Genomic DNA, 9,125 nt, shown 5'->3' on the forward strand with positions numbered 1-9,125 from the left:
CGCCCGTGCCGGTCCACTGGCCGGGCCACAGCGGCCAGTTACAGCGGGCCTGCACATGCACCGTCTGACCGTTGGGCAGCGCCATGCGCATCGGGGCGCCCGTCAGCGCACGGCCGCGGTCGACGATGGCACCGAGCGGCGTGCCCAGCAGGCTGGCCACGGTGTGCATGCGCAGCGCGGCGCCGCTCATGCCCAGCAGGTCGAGCGCACTGCGGTTGGCGCCGAGCAGCCGGCCGTCGCGGTCGATCGCGAGGATGCCTTCGAGCAGCGTGCCGATGAACTCCATGCGCGGATGGATGTGCAGACGGAGCGCGTCGCTGAAGTCGTCGTTCAGCCAGTGGTTCTCGATCATGCGCGCCGACATCTTGACCAGCCCCATGGTGTGCTGGTGGTAGCCGCGCCGGTCGCCCGACACGTCGAGCACGCCCAGGATGTTGCCGCGCGGGTCGAGGATGGGCGCGGCCTGGCAGGTCAGGAAGTGGTTGGCGTGCATGAAGTGCTCGTCGGCATGCACCAGCACCGCGGTCTCGTCGACCAGCGCGGTGCCCATGCCGTTGGTGCCCTTCGTGCACTCGGCCCAGTTGACGCCGGGCGCCAGCGCCACCTTGCCGGCCTTTTCGAGGAAGTCTTCGTCGCCGATGGAGTGGAGGATGGTGCCCTGCGCGTCGGTCAGCACGACCATGCTCTGGGTCTTCACGATCTGGTCGAACAGCAGTTCCATCACCGGCGCCGCGTGGGCGAACAGGCGGCGGTTGCGCTCGCGGGTGATGGTGAAGTCGGCGCGGCCGAGCGGTGTGTAGTCGGGCGCGCCGATGCGGCTCAGGCCCAGCGCGGCACAGCGCTCGTGGGATTCGTTGATCGACAGCACATGCTCGCCGTCGAGGGGCAGGGCGCTGGCGATCGGCCGCTGGGCCGCCTCTTCGCGGCGGCGGCGGCTGGTACTCGGGGTGGGGTGCACGCTGGGGATCGACATCGAGGCCTTCCTTTCATGCCGCCATCGGCGGCCAGTGTCCCGGGCGGGCGGCGATGCCTCGCCCGGAGAACGGATCAGCGCCAGATCGGGCGTGGGACTTCACATTCATTGTGATCCTGCTCGTCCCGGAAGATATGGAACTCGTGTTCAATTTCGACGCACGAGGCGGTGGCGCGCGCGGCGGCCCGGCGGGTCAGGCGGCCGGACCCTGCGACGCCCGGAAGCACCGAGCGATTGCTCCCACCGGCCGGTCGACTTGCTGAAGGGGAGCAATTGTTCTGCGCCGGATCAGGGTAAGCACCGGATATGAAGCGGGATGTTCAATCCAGAACATAGGCAGACTTGTTCCTAGCGCCGGGCGGAGGTTTGCTCGCGCGCACGGGAATTCGATCCGATCACGAACCGCCAGCGGAGACGCCAGCCATGCAGAAGACCCTCCACCTTGACCCCGAGAAATGCACTGGCTGTCTGCAGTGCGAGATGGCCTGTTCCTTCGAGAACTACGCCGTCTACGCGCCGAGCAAGTCGCGTATCAAGGTGTTCGACTTCCATCACACCGGCCGCAAGGTGCCCTACACCTGCACCCAGTGCGACGAGGCGTGGTGCCTGCATGCCTGCCCGGTGGAGGCGATCACGATCGACGGCGCCACCGGCGCCAAGATCGTCAACGAGACCACCTGCGTGGGCTGCAAGGTCTGCACCATCAGCTGCCCATTCGGCACCATCAACTACGTGCAGGAGACCGGCAAGGTCCAGAAGTGCGACCTGTGCGGCGGCGAGCCGGCCTGTGCCGAAGCCTGCCCGACGGGCGCCATCACCTACGTCGACGCGAACTGGACCGGCCTGAACAAGATGCAGGCCTGGGCCGACAAGCTCGGCAACCAGAACGCAGCGGCTTGAGGAGAACACTATGTCTTGGGCTGGAAAGATCCTTCGCGTCAACCTCACCGCCGGCACCGTTTCCTCGGAGCCGCTGAACATGGAATGGGCGCGCGCCTACCTGGGCTCGCGCGGCCTGGCCACCAAGTACCTCGTCAGCGAGATCGACCCCAAGGTCGATCCGCTTGCGCCCGAGAACAAGATCATCTGGGCCACAGGCCCGCTGACCGGCACCATGGCCTCGACCGGCGGCCGCTACACCGTGGTGACCAAGGGCCCGCTGACCGGCGCGATCGCCTGCTCCAACTCGGGCGGCTACTGGGGTGCCGAGCTCAAGTTCTCCGGCTGGGACATGGTGATCTTCGAAGGCAAGTCGGCCAAGCCGGTCTACCTGTCGATCGAGGACGACAAGGCCGAGCTGCGTGACGCCTCCCACCTGTGGGGCAAGAGCGTCTGGCAGACCGAGGAGATCATCAAGAAGCAGCACCAGGACCCGCTGACCCGCGTGTCGAGCATCGGCCTGGCGGGCGAGAACGGCGTGCTGTATGCGGCGGTGGTGAACGACCTGCACCGTGCGGCCGGCCGCTCGGGCGTGGGCGCGGTGATGGGGTCGAAGAACCTGAAGGCCATCGCGGTGCGCGGCACCAAGGGGGTCGGCAACGTCGCGAACCCGAAGGAATTCATGAAGGTGACCTTCGAGAAGAAGAAGATCCTCGCCGACAACGCCGTCACCGGCCAGGGCCTGCCGACCTACGGCACCCAGGTGCTGATGAACGTGATCAACGAGATCGGCGCCTCGCCGACGCGCAACCACCGCGACGTGCAGTTCGAGGGCGCCAAGGACATCTCCGCCGAGGCGATGGCCACGCCGCGCAAGACCGACGGCAAGAAGCCGCTGGTCACCAACCAGGCCTGCTTCGGCTGCACCATCGCCTGCGGGCGCATCCAGAAGATCGACCAGAGCCACTTCTCGGTCGAGAACAAGCCGCAGTACTGGGGCGCCTCCGGCGGCCTGGAGTACGAGGCGGCCTGGGCGCTGGGCAACGCCAACGGCGTGAACGATCTCGACGCGCTGCAGTACGCCAACGTGCTGTGCAACGAGCAGGGCATGGACCCGATCTCCTTCGGCGCGACCATCGGCGCGGTGATGGAGCTCTACGAGATGGGCGTGCTGACCAAGGAGCAGCTCGGCACCGACGCGCCGTTCGGCTCGGCGCGCGCCTGGTGCACTTTGCCGAGATGACCGCGCAGGGCGTGGGCTTCGGCAAGGAGATCGGCCTGGGCTCGGCGCGGCTGACCGCGAAGTACGGTCACCCCGACCTGTCGATGAGCGTCAAGGGCCAGGAGTTCCCGGCCTACGACAGCCGCGGCATCCAGGGCATGGGCCTCGCGTATGCCACCTCCAACCGTGGCGCCTGCCACCTGCGCGGCTACACGGTCGCCTCGGAAGTGCTGGGCATCCCGGTCAAGACCGACCCGCTGGTCGCCGAGGGCAAGCCGGAGCTGGTGAAGGCCTTCCAGGATGCCACCGCCGCCTTCGACTCGGCCGGCATCTGCATCTTCACCAGCTTCGCCTGGGGCCTGGCCGACGTGCAGCCGCAGGTCGCGGCGGCCTGCGGCGAGGAGTTCACGCTGGAGAAGCTGAACGAGATCGGTGAGCGCGTGTGGAACATGGAGCGCGACTTCAACAACCAGGCCGGCTTCACCGCGAAGGACGACACGCTGCCCAAGCGCCTGCTGACCGAACCGGCGAAGACCGGTCCGGCCAAGGGCCTGGTGAACAAGCTGCCGGAAATGCTGCCGCAGTACTACGAGGTGCGCGGCTGGGACGCCGGCGGCCAGCTCAAGCCCGAGACACGCGCACGCCTGGCCTATGAGACACGTGATCCTCGGCGCCGGCCCCGCCGGCGTCATCGCGGCCGAGACGCTGCGCAAGCACGCGCCGTACGACAGCATCACGATCGTCGGCGACGAGCCGGAACCGCCGTACTCGCGCATGGCGATTCCTTACCTGCTGATCGGCAAGGTGGGCGAGGACGGCACCTACCTGCGTCGTGACGCGGACCAGTTCCGCAAGCTCAACGTCACGGTGCTGCGCCAGCGCGCGACCCACGTCGACGCCGCCCGGCGCACGGTGACGCTGGACAACGGCAGCATCCTCGGCTTCGACAAGCTGCTGATCGCCACCGGCTCCAAGCCGGTGCGTCCGCCGATCCCCGGCATGGACCTGCCGGGCGTGCAGCCGTGCTGGACGCTGGAGAACGCGCGCCACATCGCCGAGCTGGCGCAGCCCGGTGCCAAGGTGCTGCAGATGGGCGCCGGCTTCATCGGCTGCATCATCATGGAAGCGCTCGCGCTGCGCGGCGTGGAGCTGACCGTCGTGGAGATGGGCGACCGCATGGTGCCGCGCATGATGGGGCCGGCCGCCGGCAACATGATCAAGGCCTGGTGCGAGAAGAAGGGCGTGCGCGTGTTCACCGGCACCCGCGTCGAGGCGATCGAGGCGGCGAAGTCCACCGTGGCTTCGCCGTCGGCGGCGGCTCCGGCCTCGGCCGAGGGGGGGTTCATCGCCCGCGCCGCGGCGATGCTCGGCCTCGGCGGCAAGAGCCCGGCACCGCCCGCGCCCGACTGGCGCGAAACGGCACCGGCGCCGCGCGGCAGCGCGATGAGCGTGCGGTTGTCGAACGGGCAGACGGTGGAGGCCGACCTGGTGATCAGCGCCACCGGCGTGAAGCCCAATGTCGCCTTCCTGAAGGACTCGGGCATCGAGTGCGGCCAGGGCGTGCTGGCCGACGAGCGCCTGCAGACCAATGTGCCGGGCATCTACACCGCCGGCGACTGCGCCGAGGCCTTCGACCTGGCGACGAAGACGCGCGTCATCAGCGCGATCCAGCCCAACGCCGCCGACCAGGCTACGTGGCCGCGATGAACATGCTCGAACGCGGCGCGGTGCTCAAGCGCGTGCCGCAGATCAACGTGCTCGACACGCTGGGCCTCATTTCGGCCAGCTTCGGCGACTGGCAGGGCGTGCCCGGCGGCCAGCAGGCGGAGCTTACCGACCGTGAGGGCTTCAAGCTCCTCAGCCTGCAGTTCGACGCCGACCGGCTGGTCGGCTGCAACAGCATCGGCTGGACCGAACATGTGGGCGTGATGCGCGGGCTGGTGGAGGGCCGCGTGAGGCTGGGCGAGTGGAAGGAGAAGCTGATCGCCGACCCGACGCGCCTGACCGAGGCCTACATTGCCCAGGGGCAGGCGCAGGCGCGCTGGGCCCAGGCCGGCGCGCACGTGTGAGCCGGATCCGGGCGATGATCGCCGCATGAAGATCAGCTTCAAGCTCTACGCCACGCTCACCGACTACCTGCCTGCCGAGGCCCGCAGCGGCAACCGGGTGGAGCTCGACATCGCGCCGTCGGCGACGATCGCGGACGTGATAGCGCCCTACGGCCTGCCGATGAAGCTGGTGCACCTGGTGCTCGTCAACGGCCACTACGTGGCGCCCGAGGACCGCGCCGCGCGCACCTTCCAGGAAGGCGACGTGCTGGCGATCTGGCCGCCGATCGCCGGCGGCTGATGCAGACGCACTATCCACCGCGCTTCGAGCGCGAGATGGGCTGCACCGAGGCCGAATGGCTGGGCTGGCTGCCGGGCGCCTGCGTGCGCAGACCGCCGATCGCGCGGCGCAGGGGCAGGCCCGCGTGGACATCGGTGCGGGTCGGCTCGAGCTGCGCTGGGCGCCGCTGCCGGACCGACAGATCGCGTTGATGCGCCTGCCGCGGCTGGCGGTGCAGTTCAGCTTCACCGACGTCGACGAGGCCGACCGGCAGCGCTTCATGCGCTACTTCGACCTCTTCATGCAGCGCGGCGGCGGCTAGCCGCCCGCGCCGCACGCTTCAGGCCGCCTTGGGTGCGTAGCCGAGCACGGCCTTCACCTCGAGGAACTCGCCGAAGGCGTGGTCGCCCCACTCGCGGCCGTTGCCGGACTGCTTGAAGCCGCCGAACGGCGCCTTGAAGTCCAGCGGCACGCTGTTGATGTTCACCTGGCCGGCGCGCAGGCGCGAAGCCACCTTGCGCGTGGCTTCCGGGTCGGTGCCCGACACGTAGGCCGCCAGGCCGTAGGGCGTGTCGTTGCCGATCTCGACCGCCTGGTCCACCGTGTCGTAGCCCAGGATGGTCAGCACCGGGCCGAAGATCTCCTCGCGCGCCACCGTCATCTGGTTGTTCACGTGACCCAGCACCGTGGGCTTCACGTAGTAGCCGGTCTCCAGGCCCTTGGGCTTGCCCGGGCCGCCGGCCACCACCGTGGCGCCTTCCTCGATGCCCTTGTGGATCAGCGTCTGGATCTTGTCCCACTGCGTGGCCGAGATCACCGGGCCGAGGGCGGCGCCGCTGGCCGGGTCGCCCACCGTGGTGGCCTCGGCGGCCTCCTTGGCGATGGCCAGCGCCTCGTCGAGGCGCGCGTTCGGCACCAGCATGCGGGTGGGCGCGTTGCACGACTGGCCCGAGTTGAGCATCACGCCCTGCACGCCGGCGGTGATGGCGTGCTTGAAGTCGGCGTCGGGAAGGATGATGTTGGGCGACTTGCCGCCCAGCTCCTGGTGCACCCGCTTCACGGTCGGCGCGGCATTGCGCGCCACTTCGACACCGGCGCGCGTGGAGCCGGTGAACGAGACCATGTCGACGTCGGGGTGGCTCGACAGCGCCGCGCCCACCGTCGGGCCATCGCCGTTGACGAGGTTGAACACGCCGGCCGGCACGCCTGCGGCGTGCAGGATCTCGGTCCACAGGTAGGCCGAGAACGGCGCGATCTCGGACGGCTTGAGCACCATGGTGCAGCCCACCGCGAGCGCCGGCGCCACCTTGCAGGCGATCTGGTTGAACGGCCAGTTCCACGGCGTGATGAAGCCGCACACGCCGATCGGCTCCTTCACCATCAGTGTGGTGTCGCGCAGTTCCTGGAACTTGTAGTTCTTCAGCACGTCGAGCGCGATCTGCAGGTGGGCGATGCCCATCGCCGCCTGGGCGTCCTTCGACAGCGCGACCGGCGCGCCCATCTCCTCGGTGATGGCGGCAGCCATGTCGGCGTAGCGCTTCTTGTACTCGACGATGATGCGTTCAAGCAGCGAGGCGCGCTCGGCCACGCTGGTCTGCGAGTAGCTCGCGAAGGCCTTGCGCGCGGCCTTCACGGCACGGTCCACGTCGGCAGCCGTGCCCATGGAGATGCGACCCGCCGAGGCTTCGGTGGCCGGGTTGACGACGTCGAGGCTCTTCGCCTTGACCGGGTCGACCCAGTGGCCGTCGATGTAGAACTTGAGGTAGTCGCGCATGCGGGCTTGCTCCAGGAAGGGAAGAAAGAACACCGGGAGGCGGCGGCGCGCCCCGATGACCAGGGCGCGATGTTCAAAGAACCGTGAACTGCCGTAGCCACCCGCGCGGGTAGTTTTGTGACGCGAGTTCGCGGGTCATCCCGGTGCTGCAGGATGGGCCGGGTCGTCGGTGCGGCCCGCCGCAGCCTCGGGCCGCGGCGGCGGACGGACCATCGCGGCGCGCGCCTCGTCCAGCAACTCCAGCAGTTCGAGCGCCAGCCGGTAGGCCTGCTCCAGGGCCTCGGCCCGCGCTTGTTCATCGCCGTGCGTCGGCATCGCGGGGCCTAGTTCGTGCGGCCCAGCAGGGCGGCGCCGAGCAGCACGAACATGCCGTAGAGCGCGCGCTGGAAAGTGGGCGCCGGCAGGCGCCGTCGCAGCCGGGTGCCGACCACAGGCCGGCGAACGCGGCGAGCAGCGCCACGCCACAGTCCGTCGCATCCGGCGTGGCGGCCTGCGGGGCCGCCTGCCACAGCACCAGGCCCAGCGCGACGGTGGCCAGCGTGAAGCTGAGGCCCAGGGCCTGGACCAGTTCGTCGCGGTCCATCCGCAGCGACTGCAGGTAGGGCACCAGCGGCAGCACGAACACGCCGGTGGCCGCGGTCAGCAGGCCCGACACGGCGCCGGCCAGTGCGCCCAGCCAGTCCTCGTGCCGCGGCGCAGGGCGCGGCAGCGCAGGCCGGAGCAGGCCCCACGCGCCATACAGCAGCAGCACGGCGCCGAGCGCGAGGTGCGGCCCGCGCCCGCGCTGGCGAGGTCGGGCAGGGGGCTGAGACGGTGAAGAGCAGCAGGCCGGCCCACACCGGCCAGAGCCGGCGGCACAGCGCGCGCCAGCTCGGGCCGGCGCACTGCGCCAGGTTCGTGGCTAGCGAGGGCCACACCATCAGGGCGGCCGCGGCAGCCGGCGGCATCACCAGCCCCAGCAGCGCCATCGAGACAGTGGGCAGGCCCATGCCCGACACGCCCTTGACCGCGCCCGCCAGCGCGAAGATGGTGCCGAGAGTGGCGAGCCGTTCGATGTCCATGCCGGCATGGTCGCGGCGCGGCCTCGGGGCGTCCATCGCGCACAGGCGCAGCTATCCTTCGGCAACCGCGAAGGATGACGATGCCCAGTCCCGCCCCTCGCTCGCCCGCGCGGCGCTGCCGGCTTCCGCATCGACCCGTTCGACCTGCGCCTGTTCGGCGCGGTCGCCGAGGCCGGCTCGATCACCGCGGGCGCGCGCGAGATGCACCTGTCGCTGTCGGCGGCGAGCACGCGGTTGCAGAACCTCGAGCACGCCCTCGGCGCGGCGCTGCTCGTGCGGTCGAAGCAGGGCGTGGTGCCGACCGATGCAGGCCGCACGCTGCGCCGGCATGCCGGGCGGCTGCAGCGTGACATGGAGGCCCTGCACGCCGAGATGTCGGCCCACGCCCACGGGGTGCGCAGCAGCGTGCGGGTGTTGTGCAACACGGCGGCGATGACCGAGTACCTGCCGGCGCTGCTGGGGCGCTTTCTGGTCGCCCATCCGGACATCGACGTCGACCTGCGCGAACTCGGCAGTCCGGACGTGCTGCGGACGATGCGGCAGGAGCACGCCGACATCGGCATCGTGGCGGACTACGTCGACACCGAAGGCTTGAACACGCGCGTGTTCCGCGAGGATCGCCTGGTGGTCCTGCAACCGGCGCAGGGCAGCAGGGCGGGGCGGCGTGCGCTGCGTTTCGCCGATGTGATCGACCAGCCCTTCGTCGGCCTGCCCGCCGAGAGCGGGCTCAGCCGATTCCTGCAGGCTCAGGCGCTGCGCCAGGGGCGTGGGCTGCACCACCGCGTGCGGGTGCGCAGCCTGGACGCGGTGGCCGCGCTGGTGGCCGACGGCGCCGGCATCGCCGTGGTGCCGGCCGTGGCCGCCGCGCGGCTGGCGAGCGCACGCATC

Annotated in this window: 8 protein-coding genes and 2 pseudogenes; 6 read left to right on the top strand and 4 right to left on the bottom strand. The window is 70.0% G+C overall.

The features are described from left to right. Positions 1-973 (bottom strand): sigma-54-dependent Fis family transcriptional regulator (locus Y694_RS17370; RefSeq protein WP_036234792.1); only part of this gene is annotated, 973 nt, incomplete at its 3' end. 423 nt (positions 974-1,396) lie between these two features. Between Y694_RS17370 and Y694_RS17375 the strand changes: the two genes are divergently transcribed. The 5 genes and pseudogenes from Y694_RS17375 (at position 1,397) to Y694_RS17395 (ending at position 5,724) form a co-directional block, all read left to right on the top strand. Beyond that, positions 1,397-1,873 carry a 4Fe-4S dicluster domain-containing protein gene (locus Y694_RS17375; protein ID WP_011830167.1) on the top strand — a complete coding sequence of 159 codons (477 nt, stop codon included), beginning with the start codon at positions 1,397-1,399 and terminating at the stop codon, positions 1,871-1,873. Between the two features lie 10 nt (positions 1,874-1,883). Further along, positions 1,884-3,721: pseudogene (locus Y694_RS17380) on the top strand (aldehyde ferredoxin oxidoreductase family protein); the annotation flags it as partial. A gap of 4 nt (positions 3,722-3,725) precedes the next feature. Continuing rightward, positions 3,726-5,143: pseudogene (locus Y694_RS17385) on the top strand (NAD(P)/FAD-dependent oxidoreductase). 25 nt (positions 5,144-5,168) lie between these two features. Further along, positions 5,169-5,423 carry a MoaD/ThiS family protein gene (locus Y694_RS17390; protein ID WP_011830164.1) on the top strand — a complete coding sequence of 85 codons (255 nt, stop codon included), beginning with the start codon at positions 5,169-5,171 and terminating at the stop codon, positions 5,421-5,423. Positions 5,424-5,478: 55 nt separating this feature from the next. After that, complete coding sequence (locus Y694_RS17395) at positions 5,479-5,724, top strand: hypothetical protein (protein WP_231497746.1); 246 nt, start codon at positions 5,479-5,481, stop codon at positions 5,722-5,724. A gap of 18 nt (positions 5,725-5,742) precedes the next feature. Here Y694_RS17395 and Y694_RS17400 read toward each other — a convergent pair whose 3' ends face one another. From Y694_RS17400 to Y694_RS24960, 3 genes are all read right to left on the bottom strand, one after another. Next, a complete protein-coding gene (locus Y694_RS17400) occupies positions 5,743-7,176 on the bottom strand; it encodes an aldehyde dehydrogenase family protein (RefSeq protein ID WP_036234795.1) in 1,434 nt (477 codons plus the stop codon). Between the two features lie 135 nt (positions 7,177-7,311). Further along, positions 7,312-7,491 (bottom strand): hypothetical protein, encoded by a 180-nt coding sequence (locus tag Y694_RS17405; RefSeq protein ID WP_036234797.1) that lies wholly within the window; start codon positions 7,489-7,491, stop codon positions 7,312-7,314. After that, positions 7,472-7,927 carry an anion permease gene (locus Y694_RS24960; RefSeq protein WP_051495860.1) on the bottom strand — a complete coding sequence of 152 codons (456 nt, stop codon included), beginning with the start codon at positions 7,925-7,927 and terminating at the stop codon, positions 7,472-7,474. Before Y694_RS24960 ends, Y694_RS17405 begins: the two co-directional genes overlap by 20 nt. 439 nt (positions 7,928-8,366) lie before the next feature. On the opposite strand from Y694_RS24960, the gene Y694_RS17415 reads away from it, so the two are divergent. Continuing rightward, the coding region (locus Y694_RS17415; protein WP_036234800.1) for a LysR family transcriptional regulator at positions 8,367-9,125 on the top strand (759 nt) is incomplete at its 3' end.

This window comes from Methylibium sp. T29-B, from assembly GCF_000576225.1.
GTDB classification, from domain to species: Bacteria; Pseudomonadota; Gammaproteobacteria; order Burkholderiales; family Burkholderiaceae_C; genus Methylibium; species Methylibium petroleiphilum.